Annotated in this window: 27 protein-coding genes; 3 read left to right on the top strand and 24 right to left on the bottom strand. The window is 35.2% G+C overall.

Annotated elements, in window-relative coordinates; genetic code table 11:
- Window positions 1-134: 134 nt before the first annotated feature.
- Complete coding sequence (locus ABEB23_RS00625; protein WP_348810436.1) at window positions 135-566, bottom strand: adenylyltransferase/cytidyltransferase family protein; 432 nt, start codon at window positions 564-566, stop codon at window positions 135-137.
- A 1,399-nt stretch (window positions 567-1,965) separates the two neighbouring features.
- Between ABEB23_RS00625 and ABEB23_RS00620 the strand changes: the two genes are divergently transcribed.
- Complete coding sequence (locus ABEB23_RS00620) at window positions 1,966-3,474, top strand: sodium:solute symporter (RefSeq protein WP_348810435.1); 1,509 nt, start codon at window positions 1,966-1,968, stop codon at window positions 3,472-3,474.
- Between the two features lie 113 nt (window positions 3,475-3,587).
- Here the strand turns inward: ABEB23_RS00620 and ABEB23_RS00615 are convergent, their stop codons facing one another.
- Window positions 3,588-3,953 carry a CoA-binding protein gene (locus tag ABEB23_RS00615; RefSeq protein WP_348811116.1) on the bottom strand — a complete coding sequence of 122 codons (366 nt, stop codon included), beginning with the start codon at window positions 3,951-3,953 and terminating at the stop codon, window positions 3,588-3,590.
- A gap of 147 nt (window positions 3,954-4,100) precedes the next feature.
- Here ABEB23_RS00615 and ABEB23_RS00610 point away from each other — a divergent pair, with 147 nt between their 5' ends.
- Window positions 4,101-4,727, top strand: coding sequence for a MarC family NAAT transporter (locus ABEB23_RS00610; protein ID WP_348810434.1), 627 nt, complete (start codon window positions 4,101-4,103; stop codon window positions 4,725-4,727).
- 315 nt (window positions 4,728-5,042) lie between these two features.
- Here the strand turns inward: ABEB23_RS00610 and ctlX are convergent, their stop codons facing one another.
- The 4 genes from ctlX to eno all read right to left on the bottom strand — a co-directional run bounded on the left by ctlX (window position 5,043) and on the right by eno (window position 9,779).
- Window positions 5,043-5,978, bottom strand: coding sequence for a citrulline utilization hydrolase CtlX (gene ctlX / locus ABEB23_RS00605; RefSeq protein WP_348810433.1), 936 nt, complete (start codon window positions 5,976-5,978; stop codon window positions 5,043-5,045).
- A gap of 82 nt (window positions 5,979-6,060) precedes the next feature.
- Window positions 6,061-6,975 carry a dimethylarginine dimethylaminohydrolase family protein gene (locus tag ABEB23_RS00600; RefSeq protein ID WP_348810432.1) on the bottom strand — a complete coding sequence of 305 codons (915 nt, stop codon included), beginning with the start codon at window positions 6,973-6,975 and terminating at the stop codon, window positions 6,061-6,063.
- A gap of 83 nt (window positions 6,976-7,058) precedes the next feature.
- Window positions 7,059-8,333 (bottom strand): citrate synthase, encoded by a 1,275-nt coding sequence (locus ABEB23_RS00595; RefSeq protein WP_348810431.1) that lies wholly within the window; start codon window positions 8,331-8,333, stop codon window positions 7,059-7,061.
- Between the two features lie 153 nt (window positions 8,334-8,486).
- Window positions 8,487-9,779 (bottom strand): phosphopyruvate hydratase, encoded by a 1,293-nt coding sequence (eno, locus tag ABEB23_RS00590; RefSeq protein ID WP_348810430.1) that lies wholly within the window; start codon window positions 9,777-9,779, stop codon window positions 8,487-8,489.
- Window positions 9,780-10,171: 392 nt separating this feature from the next.
- Here eno and ABEB23_RS00585 point away from each other — a divergent pair, with 392 nt between their 5' ends.
- Window positions 10,172-11,509: an erythromycin esterase family protein gene (locus ABEB23_RS00585; protein ID WP_348810429.1), complete on the top strand. Its 1,338-nt coding sequence runs from the start codon at window positions 10,172-10,174 to the stop codon at window positions 11,507-11,509.
- 118 nt (window positions 11,510-11,627) lie between these two features.
- Here ABEB23_RS00585 and carA read toward each other — a convergent pair whose 3' ends face one another.
- From carA to rplX, 18 genes are all read right to left on the bottom strand, one after another.
- Entirely contained in the window at window positions 11,628-12,728 is a 1,101-nt protein-coding gene (gene carA / locus ABEB23_RS00580; protein WP_348810428.1) for a glutamine-hydrolyzing carbamoyl-phosphate synthase small subunit, read from the bottom strand.
- A 303-nt stretch (window positions 12,729-13,031) separates the two neighbouring features.
- Window positions 13,032-13,520: a 50S ribosomal protein L17 gene (rplQ, locus tag ABEB23_RS00575; RefSeq protein WP_348810427.1), complete on the bottom strand. Its 489-nt coding sequence runs from the start codon at window positions 13,518-13,520 to the stop codon at window positions 13,032-13,034.
- 36 nt (window positions 13,521-13,556) lie between these two features.
- Entirely contained in the window at window positions 13,557-14,549 is a 993-nt protein-coding gene (locus ABEB23_RS00570) for a DNA-directed RNA polymerase subunit alpha (protein WP_039110214.1), read from the bottom strand.
- Between the two features lie 21 nt (window positions 14,550-14,570).
- On the bottom strand, window positions 14,571-15,176 hold the full coding sequence (gene rpsD, locus ABEB23_RS00565) for a 30S ribosomal protein S4 (protein WP_121337692.1): 606 nt from the start codon (window positions 15,174-15,176) through the stop codon (window positions 14,571-14,573).
- A 91-nt stretch (window positions 15,177-15,267) separates the two neighbouring features.
- Entirely contained in the window at window positions 15,268-15,651 is a 384-nt protein-coding gene (rpsK, locus tag ABEB23_RS00560; RefSeq protein ID WP_024981527.1) for a 30S ribosomal protein S11, read from the bottom strand.
- A gap of 8 nt (window positions 15,652-15,659) precedes the next feature.
- On the bottom strand, window positions 15,660-16,034 hold the full coding sequence (rpsM, locus tag ABEB23_RS00555; RefSeq protein ID WP_064716171.1) for a 30S ribosomal protein S13: 375 nt from the start codon (window positions 16,032-16,034) through the stop codon (window positions 15,660-15,662).
- Between the two features lie 2 nt (window positions 16,035-16,036).
- Complete coding sequence (gene ykgO, locus ABEB23_RS00550; RefSeq protein ID WP_073370549.1) at window positions 16,037-16,153, bottom strand: type B 50S ribosomal protein L36; 117 nt, start codon at window positions 16,151-16,153, stop codon at window positions 16,037-16,039.
- A gap of 11 nt (window positions 16,154-16,164) precedes the next feature.
- Complete coding sequence (gene infA, locus ABEB23_RS00545; RefSeq protein WP_007136545.1) at window positions 16,165-16,380, bottom strand: translation initiation factor IF-1; 216 nt, start codon at window positions 16,378-16,380, stop codon at window positions 16,165-16,167.
- Between the two features lie 3 nt (window positions 16,381-16,383).
- The gene (gene secY, locus ABEB23_RS00540) at window positions 16,384-17,730 is read right to left on the bottom strand and encodes a preprotein translocase subunit SecY (RefSeq protein ID WP_348810426.1); all 1,347 of its coding nucleotides are present in this window, start codon (window positions 17,728-17,730) and stop codon (window positions 16,384-16,386) included.
- A gap of 13 nt (window positions 17,731-17,743) precedes the next feature.
- Window positions 17,744-18,196, bottom strand: coding sequence for a 50S ribosomal protein L15 (rplO, locus tag ABEB23_RS00535; RefSeq protein ID WP_291101969.1), 453 nt, complete (start codon window positions 18,194-18,196; stop codon window positions 17,744-17,746).
- Window positions 18,197-18,207: 11 nt separating this feature from the next.
- Window positions 18,208-18,390 (bottom strand): 50S ribosomal protein L30, encoded by a 183-nt coding sequence (gene rpmD, locus ABEB23_RS00530; RefSeq protein ID WP_026706255.1) that lies wholly within the window; start codon window positions 18,388-18,390, stop codon window positions 18,208-18,210.
- 12 nt (window positions 18,391-18,402) lie between these two features.
- The gene (gene rpsE, locus ABEB23_RS00525) at window positions 18,403-18,930 is read right to left on the bottom strand and encodes a 30S ribosomal protein S5 (protein ID WP_144256165.1); all 528 of its coding nucleotides are present in this window, start codon (window positions 18,928-18,930) and stop codon (window positions 18,403-18,405) included.
- A gap of 6 nt (window positions 18,931-18,936) precedes the next feature.
- Window positions 18,937-19,287 (bottom strand): 50S ribosomal protein L18, encoded by a 351-nt coding sequence (rplR, locus tag ABEB23_RS00520; RefSeq protein ID WP_348810425.1) that lies wholly within the window; start codon window positions 19,285-19,287, stop codon window positions 18,937-18,939.
- 11 nt (window positions 19,288-19,298) lie between these two features.
- The gene (rplF, locus tag ABEB23_RS00515; RefSeq protein WP_348810424.1) at window positions 19,299-19,841 is read right to left on the bottom strand and encodes a 50S ribosomal protein L6; all 543 of its coding nucleotides are present in this window, start codon (window positions 19,839-19,841) and stop codon (window positions 19,299-19,301) included.
- A 17-nt stretch (window positions 19,842-19,858) separates the two neighbouring features.
- Window positions 19,859-20,257 (bottom strand): 30S ribosomal protein S8, encoded by a 399-nt coding sequence (rpsH, locus tag ABEB23_RS00510; protein WP_035619634.1) that lies wholly within the window; start codon window positions 20,255-20,257, stop codon window positions 19,859-19,861.
- A 78-nt stretch (window positions 20,258-20,335) separates the two neighbouring features.
- Complete coding sequence (rpsN, locus tag ABEB23_RS00505) at window positions 20,336-20,605, bottom strand: 30S ribosomal protein S14 (protein WP_121337687.1); 270 nt, start codon at window positions 20,603-20,605, stop codon at window positions 20,336-20,338.
- Between the two features lie 3 nt (window positions 20,606-20,608).
- Entirely contained in the window at window positions 20,609-21,160 is a 552-nt protein-coding gene (gene rplE, locus ABEB23_RS00500; RefSeq protein WP_348810423.1) for a 50S ribosomal protein L5, read from the bottom strand.
- A gap of 2 nt (window positions 21,161-21,162) precedes the next feature.
- Complete coding sequence (gene rplX, locus ABEB23_RS00495; protein WP_121337685.1) at window positions 21,163-21,477, bottom strand: 50S ribosomal protein L24; 315 nt, start codon at window positions 21,475-21,477, stop codon at window positions 21,163-21,165.
- Window positions 21,478-21,482: the final 5 nt, after the last annotated feature.

Raw genomic sequence — 21,482 nt, 5'->3', positions numbered from 1 at the left:
TACAATCGTATCGAGAACACTTAGGGAAACCAAACTTCTCGATCCATTTTAGCTAACAAGCCCCGTCCTTTATTTTAAATCCTTCAAGCTAAAAACACTCGAAGTGACAAGATGGGTGTGTTACGTGCCAAATTCTATTTTTGCAACTCTTTTTTTATCTCTTTTTCCATTACTTCTTTACGCAAGCTGCTGCTGGAGAAACGATGGTCGCGCACATTAAAATAAAGTGCTATTCCCTTTTCTTCACAGTAGGTTCTGCCTGTAAAATTTTTGTCTTTGTATTCATCCCCAATAATGCGGACATCCAGTTTGAACGACCTTAAAATATCCTCTAAATCCTGTTCCGTTGCATAAGGTACAATTTCATCCACAAAGCGACAGCCCTTAAGTTGGATGTACCGTTCCACTACCGATTGTGTCGGCCTGTTTTTTTCAGGACGGTCAATTGTGGGATCCGTTTGTAAAGCTGCGATTAAATAATCACATTGTCTTCTGGCTTCTTCCAACATCTTAATGTGTCCTGCATGCAGCAAATCAAATGCGCTAAATGTTATTCCAATTTTCATTGTTCATTATTTTAAATCGAAGTGAGTCTGGCTGACTTGTCAATACTGGCTAAAATGCTAAACCGCAAGCCCAAACTTATTACTTCCGTTTTTTATATTTTATTAAAGGATCCTATTGCACTGTTTTGGCTACCGCTTCGCGATTCATACTCACAGCAATGAGTTGAAATCAGATTTTTCTGGCAGCAAATATACCTACAATACCTCCGTATATTTTGAGGTTCCTCCCTGCTTTACAGTTATTAAATTGTAAAATTTACTTCAAAAAAGTAATTCATGAATAACGTTCAGTCGCAAGAGTTTCTCTTTTTTGTTTTTTTTAATTCCCCAATTTGAGGAAGCAAAAAAAGATACCGATAGTATTTATATTCCGTCCGCGAAAGTATAGTTTCCCAACTGCAGCTCCTTACGGTTTTCCTCAATCTGTCGTTTTTATTACCAACAATTAGAAACTTTAAGCTTTTTAAAACACTTAATTAATCTTTGCACTTGTTTTTTAATAACATAAAGCCTTTCCTTGTCCCAGACTTCATCATTAAAGCGCTTCAATCTTTTGATTTGGATCAATAGTGATTTACTATTGATGGAGTACGATTATTTTTTTAAGATAAAAAAAAATGATTTTAGACTTTAAATTAGCTATTTGCTAATTGGATGGCCATTCACTTTTTCCGCTATAAATGATCTTAAACAAATAAATCGAATGCGATGAGTGGTATTTCAGTTTTTATTTATTAGTACTAATTCGCTATTTATTCGAATGCTATCAAATAACTCATTATTCCCGACTTATAATTAAAAAACTGATCGCATTATTGAATTACAAAAATGGCTTCGCCGTTCACACTCACAAAATGTAAGTCGAAAAAAGCAGATTTGGGACCGCAAATATAAGTACATTATCCTAAGTATACTTTAACAAATTCTTACATTTTTTTAAAAAAAAGTCCTGCTATTTGAAAACAAAACATAACCCCTTAAGAATCAATATTAAAACTTTTTAAAAACTATAGCTGTCTCTCAAAAAAAAATCATTAAAGAATTATAAATCAGAAAAATAAATCATTTTAAAAACAAAACATAAGAAATTACAGGGTATTACTTTCAAAAACAGCGTAATAAAATTCAATAAGGGTTAACAAAAAGAGGCAAATTATCTTTTAATTCAATTTAATTGCATGTAAATAGCGTTCAAACTGACCGAGGTTTGGTCGTACGTTTGGGGTTCGACTTCGCTCGATGTGACAAAGTACATTTCTAGAGTTGGTTTGGTTATCACGATGATTAGTTTGAATCGAAAGACATCTCGACTCGACCCAACCTGGCGATTGGAATAATTACACCCCATAGGTTTCCTGATAAACATTTTTTTGTATTTTGGCTCCAATAAAAAACAACAATGAGCCCAAGCACTATCCTACTCCTCATCATCGTCTATTTCGGAATTCTATTTTATATCTCCCATTTTGTAAGTAAGAAAGACAGTGGAAATGAAGCTTTTTTTAGAGCCAATAAAAACTCCAAATGGTATTTAGTCGCTTTCGGGATGATTGGTACAGCACTTTCGGGAGTGACTTTTATTTCGGTTCCGGGAGAAGTGGGTGCCCCATCTGGGGAACAATTCAAGTATTTTCAGTTTGTATTGGGAAATGCCATTGGTTTTATCATCATCGCCAAAATACTACTGCCTTTGTATTATCGCATGAATTTGACTTCGATCTACGGCTATATCGAACAGCGATTAGGAACCTACTCTTATAAAACCGCAGCCAGCATTTTCTTAATCAGCAGAACTATTGGTTCCTCTTTCAGACTGTATCTGGTAGTGATTGTTTTACAACGTTTTGTTTTTGACTTTTATAAGGTTCCCTTTGCCGTTACAGTATTGATTTCACTGGGTTTGATATTTGCCTACACCTACCGCGGCGGATTGAAAACTATAATTATCACGGATACTTTACAAACGTTTTTCTTAGTTTCCTCAGTTTTCCTTACCATCTATTTTATTTGCGATAGTTTGCAACTCAATGTTTTCGAAGCTTTTGAAGAAGTAAAAAACAGCAACTACTCTAAAGTATTTTTCTTTGAAGACTTTGTCTCCAGCAAGTTTCATTTTATCAAACAGATTCTTGGAGGAATCTTTGTCACCATTGCCATGGTCGGACTCGATCAGGATTTAATGCAAAAAAACCTGAGCTGCGCAACCATAGGCGAGGCCCAAAAAAACATGTTCACCTTTACCGGGATATTTGTTCTGATTAACATCTTTTTTCTGAGTGTAGGTGCCTTGCTTTACATTTATGCCGATAAAAATGGCGTAGCTGTACCTCTTGATTTGGTAACCGGAAAACCAAGAACCGATTTGCTTTTTCCTGAAATAGCCTTTCATCATTTGGCCTTAATTCCTTCGGTGGTTTTTTTATTGGGATTAACAGCCGCTACCTTTGCCACTACTGATTCGGCCTTGACAGCACTGACCACTTCGTTTTGTGTTGACTTTTTAGGTATGGACAAAGTCGAAAACAGCAACAAGCCAAACATCGTTCGAACCAGACATTTTATTCATATCGGTTTTTCGTTTTTGATGTTTTTGGTTATCGTCTTTTTTAATTCGATTAACGACAGTTCAGTAGTTGGAATGATTTTCAGAGTAGCCTCCTATACGTACGGACCTCTTTTGGGATTGTATTGTTTTGGTTTGTTTCTAAAGTCGAAAACGGTAAAAGACAAATTGGTTCCGATAATCTGTTTACTGTCTCCTGCCATCACGTACTTTATAAGTGAAAATTCAAAAGTCCTTTTCTTTGGATATGTTTTTGACAATGAACTCATCATCATCAACGGGCTAATAACTTTTGCAGGACTTTTGTTGATCAGCAAACCAGCCATAGGAGAAACCAGATTCTAGCCCATCTCGAAATCGGGAGGGAGCGGCATCCTTTTCTTGCCTAAAGAAGGCAAGAAAAGATATAGCGGATCCTGAAGCTTCGGGAGAAAATGCTCCTTAAAAAAAATTGAAATTTAATACTGATTGGTTGCCAACATTACCAAGGTACAGGCCACTTCTACTTTGATGTTATTTAGTTGCAACAATTGATAGAATTCAGGATTCTCCGTTCCTGGGTTAAAAATCACACGTTTGGGTTTGGCCTCCACTATGTAATTATAGTAGTCACGTTGGTGTGAAGGGTTAAGATAAAGCGTTACTGTATCGATATTTTTTAATGGAATCGCCTTGGTGCGAATTTTCACTCCTGCCACTTCACCTAAATTATGACCTATAGCCAAAACCGAATGACCTTTTTCAACCAACTTTTCGATTGCCATAAAAGCATATCTTGATGGCTTTGTCGAAGCTCCGAGAACTAAGGTTTTTTTATTTTTTATCATTTTTTGTAATTATATTTTACAAAAGTAATCAAAAAGGTTCATGAGTTTAGCAATTATCAGGTTAAGTTGCAAAAGCAATAAAACAATATCCTAACATTAAAAATTTAAAAAAATATTACTTTTACATTCTAAAAACCAAACAACATGGATCTTTTCATCTATTTATTTGCTGCTTTATTTTCTGTATTGAACCCGATTGGAACTGTTCCAATTTTTGTTGGGCTAACCCATAACGACAGCGAAAAAGAGCGTTCCAGAATTTCTTTATGGACAGCGGTAAATGTTTTTCTTATTCTTATCATTTCTTTTTTCATAGGCCAGTATGTCCTGACTTTCTTTGGAATCAGCATTGACGCCCTCCGAATTGCAGGTGGAATCGTCATCGTAAGTTCCGGATTTTCTTTGCTTTCCGGAAAATTTAATAAAAAAAGAGGGATTAACAAAAAGATTGAAACCGATGCACAAAAAAGAAACGATGTTGCCCTGACTCCTTTAGCAATTCCTATGCTTGCCGGTCCTGGTTCCATATCTTTACTGATTGCTTTCTATCAGGAACATCATTCCACTACAGAAATCATCATTTCCTCCCTGGCTATTTTAGCTATAGCAATAGCCATTTTTGCAATCCTCAGAAGCGCCCATTATCTTGCAAAAATGCTAGGTGCCTCCGGTATTGTTGCGATTTCAAGAATTGTTGGGTTCATTGTAATCGCTATCGGTATCCAATACATCGTAAGTGCCATGATCAATATTATTAAAGGAAATTTTTAGTTCAAAAAATAAAAGCCCAAAAGAATTTTAAATTCTTTTGGGCTCTACAATTGATTTACAACTCTCAATGTTGTTTTATATACATTTTTTCGAAACAAATTTCTAACGAAAATCACTACCATCGACTCCTCTCTATGTGATAGATTGGTTATGCTATGACGATTTTGTCAAGTCAAGCGAAGTCGAGACTCATGTTTACCTGGTACGGGGATCGATAGAAGAGCATCTCGTTTCTCGACTTCGCTCGAAATGACGCACTCGATGTGACAAAGGAAGGATGTTACACGAGTCTCACGTTTATCATCATAAACTAATTTATTCTCTTGGCAAGAAAATTTCTGCCATCATACATCTGGCACTTCCACCTCCACAAGCCTCGATCGTATCCAAACTGGAACTCAAAATAGTGACATGCTCTTCGAGTTGGGCAATTTGCTTTTTGGTTAAACTTTGATGGGCCGAAGTACTCATGACCAGATACCTTCTGTCATCCGCCCCTTTTACTTCCAACATGTTCCCTGCAAAATTATTGACTTGGTCTTCGGTAATCAGAATTATTTCTTTTTCATCACCTCTAAGACTTTCTAACACCATTTTGCGCTCTTTTTTATCATCGATACAATCCGCACAAATTACTGCGAAAGTTTCCCCCAAGCACATCATTACATTGGTATGGTAAATTAATTTTCTTTCATTATTAACCGTTTGAAAGGCTTCAAATATGACAGGCGTAAATTCAAAATCCTCGCAAAACTCTATGAACAATTCTTCATCTGCTCTCGGAGACAAAGCACAATACGCCTTTCCATTTTCTCGGTCTAAAACCAAACTTCCTGTTCCTTCCAGAAAAAAACCATCCTCCTCAGCAGAAGTGTAATCCATAATATTATTGATCACAAATCCTTTCTCTTCCAGAATATCCAAGATATCTTCGCGACGCTCCAGACGACGATTTTCTGCAAACATAGGATACAAAGCCACATCGCCATTCTCGTGAAAAGAAATCCAGTTATTTGGAAAAATACTATCCGGTGTATCTGGATTTAGCACATCATCAACAACAGTAACATCAACGCCGACGGATTGTAGTTTTGCTACAAAAGCATCAAACTCCTGTTGCGCCTTAGCATTTACGGTTGACGGGAAAAGACCATCAAGCACTTTTTGATAATAATTATTTACGGCGGTTTGCTCATTCATTCGAAATGCAACCGGGCGAATCATCAATATTGAATTGGTAGTCTGTTTCATACTATTTGGTTATTCGTTTGTTTTTAGTTGTTTTTATCGTAGAGAAGCACTACTGTGCGTCTCTAAAATATATGTCTGGAAATTAATCTCTAATTAAAGGCAAAGTGGAACATCGCAACAGCCCTTCCTGTTTGGCAATTTCTGCATACGGAATTTCCTCTACTGTAAACCCATTGGCACGCAACCAATTATTCAGTCTGGTAAAATTTCTTTCAGAAACCACAACATTAGGAGCTATGGAAAAAACATTAGAATTCATATTATACATCTCATCTCTTGTGATATGAAATAAATTTTCTTTCCCAAAAAGATTTACCAGAAACAAGTAGTCTGCTTCTTCGCGAAAACCTCTTTTATAAATAATCCCTTTGTCTTCCCCAACCGGCTGAAAACAACAATCCAAATGCAAAGCATTGTCACGGGCTTCTATTTTTGATTTCACCAAATCAAATTCTTTGACAATTTTATTCGGGAATAATTGTCTGATATATTCAACACCTTGCCAATTCGTTCTCGCGGTAATGTAATCTTTATAGTCACTGCCTTTATACGTTCCAATAAAAATATAGTTCCCCCACAGCATCACGTCACCTCCTTCTATATGAACTTCTTCCGGTGGCCGAACCACTTTCGCAGGATCGATTTGATCAATCACATACTGAATGGCGTCTAACTCACGCTCTCTTTCCGGTAAAATATTCGATTTAATAAAAACATCATCAATCACAAAACCAATATCTCTGGTAAAAATCTGATTGTAATTTTCAATTAATTCAGGTCGAAAAACGGTAACATTATATTTTTCAAGAACTTTTTTAAATGCTTCCATTTCAGCCACCATATCCGATTCTTTTGGATAAGTCCCTGCCAAAATATGTTCTAATGATTTAGGATCATACGCTTCTTCCGCTTTAGGTGTTGGTCCGTTGCTTATTGCAGACCCTAAAACTACGGCACGCAGACGCGAAGTTTCATTCTTTATATTTAATCTCAGCATTTGTGTATTGAATTTTGTCAAAGATAAAAAAATAAAAAAAGCTTCACTGATTAGTGAAGCTTTTTAAGTTTAATTATTTTTTATTAAGATCTTTTGAAATCTCTCAAAGGATACCCAACATATATCTGTCTTGGTCTACCTATTGGCTCTTTGTTTTCACGCATTTCTTTCCATTGTGCGATCCACCCCGGTAATCTTCCAATAGCAAACATAACCGTAAACATATCGGTAGGAATTCCTAAAGCTCTGTAAATAATTCCAGAATAGAAATCCACATTTGGATATAAATTTCTTGATTTGAAATATTCGTCTTCCAAAGCAGATTCTTCCAGTTTTTTAGCGATTCCCAAAATTGGATCATCCACTCCTAACGTCCCTAAAACTTCGTCTGCTGCTTTTTTAATAATTTTTGCTCTAGGATCGAAATTTTTATAAACTCTATGACCAAATCCCATTAATCGGAAAGGATCGTTTTTATCTTTGGCTTTAGCCAAATATTTATCGGCATCACCACCTGTTCTGTGGATTTCTTCCAGCATTTCAAGAACTGCCTGATTAGCTCCACCGTGTAATGGTCCCCAAAGCGCAGAAACCCCTGCAGATATAGAAGCAAATAATCCCGCATGAGAAGAACCTACCATTCTAACCGTAGATGTAGAACAGTTTTGTTCGTGATCAGCATGAAGAATAAACAATTTATCTAATGCATTAATAATAACCGGATCTGGTGTATAAGGACCTGTAGGCAACTCAAACATCAAACGCATGAAGTTTTCTACATATCCTTTAGTGTTATCATAATAATTTAAAGGATACCCCATACTCTTTCTGTAAGTCCAGGTAGCAATCACCAAGAATTTCCCCATGGTTTTACAAACTGCATCATACATCTCCTTTTCATTTTCAACATTTACAGACTTTGGATTAAATGCTGTTAAAGCACTGGTCAAAGCTGACAAAACCCCCATTGGGTGAGCTGTTTTTGGAAAACCATCAATAATGGTCTTCATCTCTTCGTTTACTAAAGTATACTTTCTAATATCTGTTTCAAATTGTTCAAGCGTTTTAGAAGAAGGCAGGTCTCCGAAAATCACCAAATAAGACACCTCAAGAAAATGAGATTTCTCAGCTAATTCTTCTATTGAATACCCTCTGTAACGTAAAATACCTAACTCTCCATCAAGGAAAGTAATTTCACTTTTGCAAGAACCTGAATTTTTGTAACCTGGATCAAGTGTAATTACACCCGAGACGTCACGTAATTTACTAATATCGACAGCAGCTTCATTTTCACTTCCCACAATAACAGGAAGGTCAAATTTATTGCCGTCTATTTCTAATGTTGCTATTTTTGACATAATATAATTGGAAATAAACTTATTAAATAATAATTACCAAATCTAAGGAATTCCGCACTAATTAAAAAGTTAATATAGAAATGAAATTGTTAAAAATAAAAAAAGACCATTCACAAAACGTGAATGGTCTTCAAAATATACCGTCTGGTAAAATTATTTTATTTTAAATGCATTTTTACCTGGAAAATAAGCTGTGTTTCCTAGCTCTTCCTCAATTCTTATCAATTGATTGTATTTAGCCATACGATCAGAACGAGAAGCTGAACCAGTCTTAATTTGACCACAATTTAACGCTACAGCTAAGTCAGCGATAGTATTATCTTCAGTTTCACCTGAACGGTGTGACATCACAGAAGTATATCCTGCATTTTTAGCCATATTAACTGCTGCGATAGTCTCAGTCAAAGTACCAATTTGGTTCACTTTAACAAGGATTGAGTTAGCGATTCCTTTTTCAATTCCTGTTGACAAACGCTCTACATTAGTAACGAACAAATCATCCCCAACTAATTGTACTTTATCACCAATTTTCTCAGTAAGTAATTTCCAACCATCCCAGTCATTTTCATACATTCCGTCTTCAATAGAAATAATTGGATATTTAGCTGCTAATTCAGACAAATACTCTACTTGCTCAGCTGAAGTTCTGATTTTACCAGTTTCACCTTCAAATTTAGAGTAATCGTATTTACCATCAACATAAAACTCTGAAGCAGCACAGTCAAGAGCAATCATAATTTCGTCTCCAAAAGTATAACCTGCTTTTTCAACCGCTTTTTTAATAGTATCCAAAGCATCTTCAGTTCCTCCAGCCAAGTTTGGTGCAAAACCACCTTCATCACCAACTGCAGTTGAAAGCCCTCTGTCATGTAATACTTTTTTCAAGCTATGAAAAATCTCTGTTCCCATTTGCATTGCATGAGAAAAAGAAGTTGCTTTCACAGGGAAAATCATAAATTCTTGAAATGCAATAGGCGCATCAGAGTGAGAACCACCGTTGATAATGTTCATCATCGGAACTGGCAACGTATTTGCAGAAACACCACCCACATATCTGTATAAAGGCAATCCTAATTCATTAGCAGCCGCTTTTGCAACAGCAAGAGAAACACCAAGAATTGCATTAGCTCCTAAACTTGATTTATTAGACGTACCGTCTAAATCAATCATCATTTGATCAATCACATTTTGTTCGAAAACAGATGTACCTACCAACTCATCAGCGATAAGAGTATTAACATTTTTCACAGCATTCAAAACACCTTTTCCTAGAAAAGCTTTACCACCATCACGTAATTCAACTGCTTCATGTTCTCCAGTTGAAGCTCCAGAAGGAACAGCTGCTCTTCCTAAAATACCGTTTTCAGTAATTACATCAACCTCTATCGTAGGATTTCCTCTAGAATCAAAAATTTGTCTTGCGTGAATTTTAACAATAATACTCATATCAATTTATTTAAAATGTTGAACTATTTATTTTGTAATTACAAATATATTACATCTTTTCTAATGAAAACCCAAAAATTTATGAATCTTATTAACGAAAACGATGTAATTTTTCAAAGAAAAAACGGTCAGTTCTTTTTATAATAATTCCTATCCAATTTGTTAAATATTTCTCTTCCATCATCAAAATAAGCATGAAAAAGAGGTTCACTTCGTACTATTCAAAAAAGTAGAAATCAGACAATCAATTTCGCGGACTCAAGCAAATAAAAACAATTTAAAAACACTCATTATCAGGTAATTGACGTAATTTTGTGATATCCTTTTTTGACACAAAACCAAACTTTAACCGATTTTAATTTTTAGTTGGTAATTTTTAATAGAAAGCTATAATGGATGCGCGAAAAAACATAAACTCTCCCAATAATTCAAAAGAAATTATAGAGCTATTGGGAAATCTCTCTTCTCCTTTGGAAAATTCACAAGATCTAGATCCCTTAATGGATTACATAGGAAATGCAAAGTATGTCCTACTCGGTGAAGCTTCACACGGAACCCATGAATACTATACCTGGAGAGCAAAAATAACCCAACGTCTTATTCAGGAAAAAGGTTTCTCATTTATAGGCGTTGAAGGAGACTGGCCAGATTGCTATCGCTTAAATCGGTTTGCAAAGGGCTATTTGAATTCCGGAACAGACCTTTACGAACTCCTAAATGAATTCAATCGATGGCCAACATGGATGTGGGGAAATTGGGAAATTGCAGCCTTTATAGATTGGCTAAAATCCCATAACGAAAATTTATCTGCAGAAAAGAGAATTGGCTTTTACGGACTGGATGTCTACAGCTTCAGGGAATCTATGCATGCTATTATTGAATATCTAAAAAAAAATGATCCCGAAGCACTCAAGTCTGCCAAAAAAGCAATGGAATGCTTTGAACCCTTCGGCCAAGATGAAGGACAATCCTATGCCAGAGCTTCTGCCCTTGTACCCGAGTTATGCGAAAAGGAAGTGCTTCAAATGCTGAAAGACATAAGAAGCAATGCCGAAAAATATAATTCCGATGCCGAAAATGTAATGAGTACAGAACAGAATGCCTTTGTCGCAAGAAACGCAGAAAAATATTATCGGGCAATGATACGAAGAGGCGGAGCTTCCTGGAATATCCGTGATGAACACATGGTTTCTACAGTGGAACGTCTAATGAAATTTTATGGAAAAGAGGCTAAAGTAATTATTTGGGAACACAACACCCATATTGGAGATGCCCGAGCCACAGACATGGCAATGGAAGGAATGATTAATGTGGGACAATTACTGAGGGAACAATTTTTAGACGACGGCGTTATGGCTGTGGGATTCGGTTCCTATAAAGGAAGCGTTGTCGCAGGAAGAAGTTGGGGTGACACAATGAGAAAAATAAAAGTCCCTGAAGCAACTGAAGGAAGCTGGGAACATTTATTTCATTTGGCAAGCAAAGGAAAAGACAGATTACTATTAATGAACAAATTAAAAGACAAAAAAATTTTTGATTCTTACATAGGCCACCGTGCCATCGGTGTGGTTTACAATCCGGAGCACGAGCGATTCGGAAACTATGTACCGACAATTTTACCCAAAAGATATGATGCCTTCATTTTTTTAGACGAAACAACCGCATTACATCCAATCCATTTCCAACCTGACGGAACGGAAATACCTGACACCTACCCATTTGGAATGTAATCTTCGCGAAAGCATCAGCAAAACAATACCTATACCAAAAACAACTAAAAAGGGTTCCATTTTATCAAAAATGGAACCCTTAATTTATTAGAATATAAGTTTTACTTTGCTATCAAACTTATCCTTTCATGTTTTCAATAAACTGATCGAACAAATAAGAAGAATCATGTGGCCCTGGGCTCGCTTCCGGGTGGTACTGAACTGAAAAACAATTTTTATTTTTCAGACGCATTCCTGCTACAGTTCCATCATTTAGATGCAAATGAGTAATCTCTAAATCAGGATGATTATCCAATTCTTCTTTATTTACAGCAAAACCATGATTCTGCGAAGTAATTTCCCCTTTTCCCGTAATTATATTCTTCACAGGATGGTTGATCCCTCTATGACCATTAAACATTTTATAAGTAGATATTCCGTTAGCCAAACCAATTACCTGATGACCAAGACAAATACCAAATAAAGGCTTATTATTTTCAAGAATTTCTTTTGCCACCTGAATAGCACCAGAAAGAGGTTCCGGATCACCAGGACCATTCGATAAGAAATAGCCATCTGGATTAAATGAAGCTAAATCAGCATAAGTTGCATCGAAAGGAAAAACTTTAATATAACAATCTCTTTTCGCAAAATTGCGAAGTATATTAGTTTTGATACCCAAATCCAAAGCGGCAATTTTATACTTTGCCGTTTCTTCACCAAAAAAGTAAGGTTCTTTTGTGGATACTTTTGAAGCTAACTCCAAACCTTTCATATCTGGAACCTTAGCTAATGCAGCCTTAAGTTCTTCAATTGGTGTACCATCTGTACATATAACAGAATTCATAGCTCCATTGTCTCTAATATAGCTTACCAATGCTCTGGTATCAACATCCGAAATACAGATAAGATTTTGTTTGACAAAATAATCCTCTAAACTTCCTACAGCATTTTCACGAGAATAATTAAAACTAAAATTTTTACAAACTAATCCGGCTATTTTAATGCTTTTTGATTCCACTTCCTCATCATTCACACCGTAATTACCGATATGAGTATTAGTAGCCACCATAATCTGACCAAAATAGGAAGGATCTGTAAAAATTTCCTGGTATCCCGTCATTCCGGTATTAAAACAAACCTCTCCAAAAGTGGTACCACTGATTCCGATAGATTTTCCATGGAAAATAGTTCCATCACTTAATAGAAGAATTGCTTTTTGTCGTGTTGTATATTTCATTAGTTTATTTCTATTATTTTTAATCGGCGTTTGAAACTCGCAAAGCGGGATTCAATTGTAGTTAAATATTTTGCAAATTTAATTTTTTAAAACAATGGATGCAATGTTTTTTAAAGTTTATATTTTCATCCCGAAAATTCCGAACTAATTAATGGAAAGCTGTTATAAATTTGGTCAGCTATCATAAATGCTTTTGACAAAAAAAACAGAACTTCCTCACTCCAAAAATTAAAAAAAATCAAAAAAAAAGGATAAACTAAAATTAGTCTATCCTTGATTTTTATTGAAAGCTTATCTTCATAATTATTCAGCAGCGTCAGTAGTTGTTTCAGTTTCAGCAACTGGAGCTTCAGTAGCTTCATCAGCTTTCTTAGCTTTTCCACCACGACGGCTTTTTGCTTTCTTAACTTCTTTTTTACCACCATTGTAAAGTTCATTGAAATCTACTAATTCGATCATTGCCATATCAGCATTATCTCCTAAACGATTTCCAACTTTAATGATACGAGTGTATCCACCTGGACGGTCACCAACTTTAGCAGCTACATCTCTGAACAAGTCAGTAACAGCATATTTGCTACGTAAGTATGAAAAAACGATACGACGATTGTGAGTAGTATCAGCTTTAGATTTTGTTATAAGCGGCTCAACGAATTGTTTAAGCGCTTTTGCTTTAGCAACAGTAGTGTTAATACGTTTGTGCTCAATAAGAGAACAAGCCATATTAGCCAACATAGATCTTCTATGTGCAGTCTGTCTGCTTAAGTGATTGAATTTTTTTCCGTGTCTCATTGCTTTATGAAATTTAATCCGCCAAAGCGGATTAGATTATTCTTTATCTAGTTTGTATTTTGCTAAATCCATACCGAAGTTCAAATTTTTAACTGCAACAAGTTCATCAAGTTCAGTTAAAGATTTTTTACCAAAATTACGGAATTTCATTAGGTCATTTTTATTGAACGATACTAAATCACCAAGTGTATCAACTTCAGCCGCTTTCAAGCAATTTAATGCTCTTACAGAAAGATCCATATCAACAAGCTTAGTTTTAAGCAATTGTCTCATATGCAATGACTCTTCATCATAGGATTCTGTTTGTGCAATTTCGTCAGCCTCAAGTGTAATTCTTTCGTCAGAAAATAACATGAAATGGTGAATTAAAACTTTAGCAGCTTCAGTAAGTGCATCCTTCGGATTAATAGATCCATCAGTTTTTATCTCAAAAACTAATTTTTCGTAATCTGTTTTTTGCTCTACACGGAAGTTTTCAATAGCATATTTTACATTCTTTACCGGAGTAAAAATAGAATCTGTAAAAATAGTTCCAATTGCAGCATTCTGTTTTTTGTTCTCTTCAGCAGGAACATAACCTCTACCTTTTTCGATAGTTAAATCGAAATTCAGTTTGATTTTGCTATCTAAATTACAGATAACAAGTTCTGGGTTCAAAACTTGGAAACCTGAAATGAATTTTTGAAAATCTCCAGCTGTTAACTGATCTTTACCTGAAACAGAAATAGTAACTGATTCATTATCTATATCTTCAATCTGACGTTTGAAACGTACTTGTTTAAGATTAAGAATGATTTCGGTAACGTCTTCAACAACTCCTGAAATAGTAGAAAACTCATGATCTACACCTTCTATACGAACAGATGTAATTGCATAACCTTCTAATGCTGAAAGCAAAACTCTTCTAAGTGCATTACCAACAGTCAATCCGTATCCAGGTTCTAAAGGTCTAAATTCAAATTTACCTTCAAAATCGGTTGAATCGATCATGATAACTTTATCGGGCTTCTGAAAATTAAATATTGCCATAAATTTCGACTAAGTCAATTATTATTTGTTGTACAACTCTACGATTAATTGTTCTTTAATGTTTTCTGGAATTTGAAGTCTTGCAGGTACAGAAACAAAAGTTCCTTCTTTAAGATCGTTATTCCAAGTAATCCATTCATAAACATGACTTGAATTAGATAAAGAACGTTCGATAGCTTCTAATGATTTAGATTTTTCACGAACAGCAACTTTATCACCAGGTTTAAGGTGGTAAGAAGGAATATTAACCACTTCACCGTTTACGGTAACGTGTCTGTGAGATACGATTTGACGAGCACCTCTTCTAGAAGGAGCAATACCCATTCTGAAAACAACGTTATCTAATCTTGCTTCACACAATTGTAATAAAACTTCACCAGTAACACCTTTAGTAGCTGATGCTTTTTCGAATAAGTTTCTGAATTGTTTTTCTAAAATTCCATAAGAATATTTAGCTTTTTGCTTTTCCATTAACTGAACAGCATATTCAGACTTTTTTCCTCTTTTTTTAGCCATCCCGTGTTGACCAGGTGGGTAATTTCTTTTTTCGAAAGCTTTATCGTCTCCGAAAATTGCCTCGCCGAATTTACGAGCGATTCTTGTACTTGGACCAGTATATCTTGCCATTTTAAAATTTTTAAGATAGAGATTATGAATTCAGGTCTTATCCTTCGATAATCTACGTTCTATCTAGGTTATACTATAAATATTTTGAGTATTAAACTCTACGTCTTTTTGGAGGACGACATCCGTTGTGAGGCATAGGAGTAACATCGATAATCTCAGTCACTTCAATACCACCATTATGCAAAGAACGGATAGCAGACTCACGTCCGTTTCCTGGTCCTTTAACATACACTTTTACTTTTTTAAGTCCTGCCTCAAGAGCTACTTTACTACAATCTTCTGCTGCCATTTGAGCCGCGTACGGAGTGTTCTTTTTAGAACCTCTGAAACCCATTTTACCAGCTGATGACCAAGAAATAACTTCACCTTTTTTGTTAGTCAAAGAAATGATGATGTTGTTAAAAGTAGCAGAAATATGAGCTTCTCCCGTTGATTCAACGATAACTTTACGTTTTTTTGCAGTTGCTTTAGCCATATTACTTATTATTTAGTTGCTTTTTTCTTGTTAGCAACAGTTTTTCTTTTACCTTTTCTTGTTCTAGAGTTGTTTTTAGTTCTTTGCCCTCTTAAAGGAAGACCAGATCTATGACGGATACCTCTGTAACAACCAATATCCATTAAACGTTTGATGTTCAAAGAAACTTCAGAACGCAATTCACCTTCAATTTTAAATGCTGATACGGCTTCACGAATTGCTCCGATTTCGTCATCATTCCAATCTTGAACTTTTTTATCTTGGCTAACTTGAGCTTTCTCTAAAATCTCAATAGCTCTACTTTTTCCTAATCCGAAGATGTAGGTAAGTGCAATAACACCTCTCTTGTTTTTTGGGATATCTACCCCTGCTATTCTTGCCATAATTATCCTTGTCTTTGTTTAAATCTAGGATTCTTTTTGTTGATTACGTATAATCTGCCTTTTCTTCGTACAATCTTGCACTCGGCACTTCTCTTTTTTACTGATGCTCTTACTTTCATTGTGAATATCTTTAATATCTATAAGTAATTCTTGCTTTTGACAAATCGTAAGGACTCATTTCCAGTTTCACTTTATCACCAGGTAATAACTTGATATAATGCATACGCATTTTACCGGATATATGAGCGATTACAATATGTCCATTTTCTAACTCTACACGAAACATCGCATTTGACAATGCTTCAATGATCGATCCGTCTTGCTCTATTGCTGATTGTTTTGCCATAAGTTAAGCTACTGCTTTTCTATTTTTACCAGTCTTCATTAAACCATCATAATGTTTATTCAACAAATATGAATTGATTTGCTGCATCGTGTCAATGGCAACACCAACCATAATAATCAATGAGGTCCCTCCAAAAAACATTGCCCAAGATTGTTGAACATCCATAACACTTACAACAATTGCTGGGAACACAGCTATCAAAGCAAGAAATAAAGAACCTGGAAACGTTATTAAAGACATCACTTTATCAAGAAAATCTGAAGTTTCAACTCCCGGTCTAACACCAGGAATAAAACCACCGCTTCTTTTCAAATCGTCAGACATTTTATTAGTAGGAACAGTGATTGCAGTGTAAAAGAAAGTAAATACAACAATTAAAGTCGCAAAAACAAAATTATACCAAAAACCGAACATATTACTAAAAGCACCAACAATTGATTGTGAAGCATCTGATTTTGACAATCCTGCTACTGCAGCAGGTATGAACATAATTGCTTGAGCAAAAATAATTGGCATAACTCCAGAAGCATTAAGCTTTAAAGGAATCCATTGTCTATTACCCCCCATAACATCTTGCTCATAATCACCTGAAGAAGTACGACGAGCATACTGCACAGGAATTTTACGTACTGCCATCACTAACAATACACAAGAAATAATAACCAATAACCAAACGATGATTTCGATAACCAATAACATTGGTCCACCATTATTATTGGTAACTCTTGTAGTAAACTCTTGAATGAAAGCCTGAGGCAATCTAGCCAAAATACCAACCATAATTAACAGTGATATCCCGTTTCCGATTCCCTTATCAGTAATTTTTTCTCCTAACCACATGGCAAAAATTGTCCCTGTAACTAAAATTACTACTGACGAAAATAAGAATTCAAAAGAATTAAATCCTAATAAAAATGCATTACTAGGTAATGTTCTGTATAGATTATAGATATAAGTTGGTCCTTGAACTAAAGTAATACCTATTGTTAACCAACGAGTAATTTGGTTAATCTTTTTTCTACCACTTTCTCCATCACTTTGAAGTTTCTGCAAATAAGGAATTGCAATCCCCATTAACTGAACAACAATGGATGCAGAAATGTACGGCATGATCCCCAAAGCAAAAACTGAAGCTTTTGAGAAAGCACCTCCGGTAAACATGTCTAAAACAGAGCCAATACCTTCTTTGGTTTGTCCTGCCAAACTTGTTAGTTGAGTTGCATCAATACCTGGAAGCGTAACATGAGCTCCGAAACGATATACTAAAAGTAAACCTAATGTAATTAAGATTCTATTTTTTAGTTCTTCTATTTTCCAAACATTACTTATCGATTCAATAAATTTCTTCATCTTAATTGAAAAATTATATCGTTACAGCTTCTCCACCAGCAGCTTCAATAGCAGCTTTTGCAGTAGCAGTAAATTTGTGAGCGGTTACCTTTAATTTTGCTTTCAATTCACCTCTTCCTAAAATCTTAACGATTTCATTTTTGGTAGCCAAACGATTAGAAACATAAACTGTCATATCAACAGTATCTGTAATCAAACCATTATCAACTAGTAATTGAAGCGTATCAAGATTTACACCTTCGTACTCTTTACGATTGATGTTTGTAAAACCAAACTTAGGTACACGTCTTTGAAGTGGCATTTGCCCTCCTTCAAAACCAATCTTTTTAGAATATCCAGAACGAGATTTTGCCCCTTTGTGACCTCTTGCAGCAGTGCCACCTTTTCCAGAACCTTCTCCTCTACCTAATCTTTTATTTTGATTGTGTGTTGACCCTTCAGCTGGTTGTAAGTTACTTAAATTCATAACAGTATTTGTTATTTAGCTTCCTCAACAGAAACTAAGTGTTTAACTTTATTTATCATCCCAAGGATAGCAGGATTTGAATCATGCTCCACAACTTGTCCCATTTTACGTAGACCTAAAGCTTCCAAACCTCTTTTTTGAGTAAGAGGACAATTGATTTTGCTTCGTACTTGTTTTACTAATAATTTAGCCATAATTTCCTTGAATTAACCTTTAAAAACTTTTTCTAAAGAAACACCTCTCTGTTTTGCAACAGTATGAGCACTTCTCATTTGTAATAAAGCATCAAAAGTTGCTTTCACTACGTTGTGAGGATTTGATGATCCTTGAGATTTAGATAATACATCATGAATTCCTACTGATTCAAGAACTGAACGAACAGCTCCACCAGCAATAACTCCTGTACCATGAGATGCAGGAATTAAGAATACACGTGCACCACCAAATTTACCTTTTTGTTCGTGAGGAACTGATTGTCCATTCAAAGGAATTTTCACAAGATTTTTCTTTGCATCTTCTACTGCTTTCGCAATTGCTTCAGAAACGTCTTTAGATTTTCCTAATCCATGACCAACAACACCATTTTCATCACCTACAACTACAATAGCAGAAAAACCGAAAGCTCTACCACCTTTTGTAACCTTAGTAACACGATTAACACTCACCAAACGATCTTTTAATTCAAGACCACTTGGTTTTACTAACTCTACATTCTTGTATTTACTATTAGACATACTATATTAGAATTTAAGTCCAGCCGCTCTTGCGCCTTCTGCTAATGATTTAATACGACCGTGATATAAATAACCTCCTCTATCGAAAGTTACTGCATCAATCCCGGCTTTTAACGCTTTTTCAGCAACTAGTTTTCCAACTGCAGTTGCGATTTCCACGTTTGTACCTTTACCTATTTCTTTTTCTCTTGAAGAGGCAGCTAATAAAGTAACTCCGTTTACATCATCAATAAGTTGTGCGTAAATTTCTTTGTTACTTCTGAATACAGAAAGTCTTGGTTTAGCAGCAGTACCGCTAACGATTTTTCTAATTCTGAATTTAATTCTCTGTCTTCTATCAGATTTTGTTAATGACATAATCTTATTTTTTAAGCTGATTTACCTGCTTTTCTTCTTAATACTTCACCTACAAATTTAACACCTTTTCCTTTGTATGGTTCTGGTTTACGGAAACCTCTGATTTTCGCAGCTACCTGACCTAAAAGTTGTTTGTCAAATGATGTTAATTTCACAATTGGGTTTTTACCTTTTTCAGAGATAGTTTCCAAAGTTACTTCTGGAGCTATTTCTAAAACAATATTGTGAGAATATCCAAGAGCTAAATCTAATTTTTGTCCTTGATTTGAAGCTCTATAACCTACTCCTACCAATTCCAATGATTTAGTGAAACCTTCATTTACACCTGTAATCATGTTATTGATTAAAGATCTGTATAAACCGTGTTTTGCTCTTTGGTCTTTATGATCAGAAGATCTTTCTACTAGAACCTGATCTCCTTCAACTGTAACAGTTACGTCCGAAAACTCCTGTGTAAGTTGACCGTTTTTTCCTTTTACTGTAATAACACCGTCGGCAACTGAAACAGTCACTCCAGCTGGTATTGTTACTGGGCTTTTACCTATTCTTGACATCTTATATAGTCTTTATATTAGTATACGTAACAAATTACTTCACCACCTACATTCAATTGCTTAGCTTGTTTTCCAGTCATCAAACCTTTTGATGTAGAAACAATAGCAATTCCTAATCCGTTAAGGATTCTAGGTAAATTAGAAGCACCTGCATATTTACGCAAACCTGGTTTACTAATTCTTTGGATATCTTTAATTACTGACTCTTTAGTATCTTTATCATACTTCAAAGCGATTTTGATTGAACCCTGAACAGCGTTGTCTTCAAATTTGTAACTTAAGATATAACCTTGATCAAATAAGATCTTTGTTATTTCTTTTTTTAGATTAGAAGCCGGAATTTCGACAACTTTGTGGTTTGCAGCCACAGCGTTTCTAACTCTAGTCAAATAATCTGCAATAGGATCTGTATACATATGTATTAAATTGCGATTATGGTTTTCAGGAAGCACTCGCTTCCTGAACCTTTAATCAATTGATAAACTTATTTATAATTACCAGCTGGCTTTTTTAACACCTGGAATTAACCCGTTGTTAGCCATTTCACGGAATGTTACACGAGAAATTCCAAATTGACGAATATATCCTCTTGGTCTTCCAGTTAATTTACAACGGTTGTGCAAACGAACAGGTGAAGCGTTTTTAGGTAATTTTTGCAAACCTACGAAATCTCCAGCCTCTAACAAAGCTTTTCTTTTCTCAGCATACTTAGCTACCGTTTTTTCTCTTTTCACCTCGCGGGCTTTCATTGATTCTTTAGCCATATCTTAATTCTTTTTAAAAGGTAATCCTAATTCAGCCAATAATGACTTTGCTTCCTTATCTGTTTTGGCAGTGGTTACAAAAGAGATATCCATTCCTGAGATTTTGTTTACTTTGTCAATATCAATTTCAGGGAAAATGATTTGCTCCAAAATACCAAGATTGTAATTTCCTCTTCCATCAAATCCAGTAGCTTTGATACCGCTGAAATCTCTAACACGTGGTAAAGCAGAAGTAATAAGTCTATCTAAAAACTCATACATTCTTTCACCACGTAAGGTTACTTTTGCACCAATAGGCATCCCTTTTCTCAATTTGAAAGACGCAACGTCTTTCTTTGAAATTGTAGATACTGCTTTTTGTCCAGTGATCTTTGTCAATTCATCAACTGCATAGTCGATTAATTTTTTATCAGATACAGCTGCACCAACTCCACGGCTCAAAACGATTTTTTCCAATTTTGGAACTTGCATTACGTTTATATATCCGAATTCTTCTTTAAGAGCAGAGATCACTCTGTTCTTGTATTCCTCTTTTAGTCTAGGTGTATATGCCATCACTATAGTACTTGATTAGATTTTTTTGAAAATCTTACTTTCTTATCTCCTTCTACTCTGATACCTACTCTAGTTGTTTCCTTAGTTTTAGGATCAATTAAAGCAATATTAGAAATTTGTATAGAAGCTTCTTTTTTAACGATACCACCTTGAGGGCTTTTTGCACTTGGTTTAGTATGTTTCGAAACCATGTTTACACCTTCAACTATCGCTTTATTTTTCTCACGGTAAACACGCAAAACTTTACCTTCAGATCCTTTATGGTCTCCAGCGATAACTCTTACAATGTCACCTGATTTTATTTTTAGCTTTATCATCTTAA

This window comes from Flavobacterium maritimum, from assembly GCF_040049085.1.
Lineage (GTDB): Bacteria > Bacteroidota > Bacteroidia > Flavobacteriales > Flavobacteriaceae > Flavobacterium > Flavobacterium maritimum.
Note: the sequence above shows the minus strand (reverse complement) of the source record. Positions and strands in the feature narration are given on the sequence as shown.